Origin of the sequence: Finegoldia magna (assembly GCF_018371055.1) — a bacterium.
Taxonomy (GTDB): domain Bacteria; phylum Bacillota; class Clostridia; order Tissierellales; family Peptoniphilaceae; genus Finegoldia; species Finegoldia magna_I.
Window position 1 is genome coordinate 1 of record NZ_JAGYZD010000358.1, and the last position, 1,182, is coordinate 1,182.

General features: G+C 32.0%; 1 pseudogene. It reads left to right on the top strand.

Going from position 1 to position 1,182, the window contains the following annotated elements:
- Positions 1 to 1,182, top strand: a pseudogene (locus KHW44_RS09860) (DNA helicase); the annotation flags it as partial.

The following is a 1,182-nucleotide window of genomic DNA, read 5'->3' on the forward strand; positions in this document are numbered from 1 at the left end:
AAACTTTCCTTTGGTTTCATCAATAGAAATACTTGATGATGAGGATAATTTCAAAGCTAAGAGTGATATATTCTCAAAAAGAACAATAACAAAGGCAAAGGTAGTAGATCATGTAGACACTTCCCTTGAAGCTTTAGTCTTATCAGTTTCACAAAAAGGATATGTAGATTTTGAATATATGGAATCTATCACAAGTAAAGATAGGAACACCTTAATTGGTGAGCTTGAGGGCGAGATATTTTTAGATATTAAGGATACAGACCTAATAAATAACAGAATGCCCTTTGAGAACTTTGACAATGACGATCCATTTCATTTTTCATATGTATCGGCTGATGAATATTTAAGTGGTAATATCAGAGAAAAGATTGGCTACCTCAATTCATATATCGGAGAAATTGAAAATGTAATAGATTTAGCACCTTCTGAAAAGAAAGATACACTATTAAACGAGTTAGGCAAACTCAAATATCAAAGAGAAAAATTACAAGAAGTTATGCCTGAAGAACTTACTGCTTCTGATATAAATGTAAGGTTAGGAGCAACCTGGATACCTCAAAAAGATATAGAAGACTTTACTTTTAACCTTTTAAAAACACCAGGTTATGATAGGTGGAATATAAATGTTAGGTTCTCGCCACACTCAAGTGAATGGAATATTGAGGGTAAAAGTGTTGACTCGACTAATGACCTTGCTAACATGACTTATGGTACAAGTAGAGTAAATGCCTATAAGCTGATTGAAAATGCTCTTAATCTAAAAGATACAAAAGTATTTGACCAAATAATAAATGATGATGGGTCTAAGACTTCTGTATTAAACAAAAAAGAAACTATGCTAGCAAGTCAAAAGCAAGAACTGATAAAAGAAGAATTTAAGAATTGGATATTTGAAGATCCTGATAGAAGATATAGGCTAGAGAAGATTTATAATGAAAAATTCAATTCAATTAGAAATAGAGAATTTGATGGTTCTAACTTAACTTTTGATGGAATGAATACTGAAATGAGACTTCGAGAACATCAAAAAAATGCAATAGCTAGGACTCTTTATGGTGGAAATACACTACTTGCCCATGTAGTAGGAGCAGGAAAAACTTTTGAAATGGTAGCTTCTGCTATGGAATCTAAAAAGTTAGGACTTGCAAGTAAATCATTATTTGTAGTCCCTAACCATCTAAC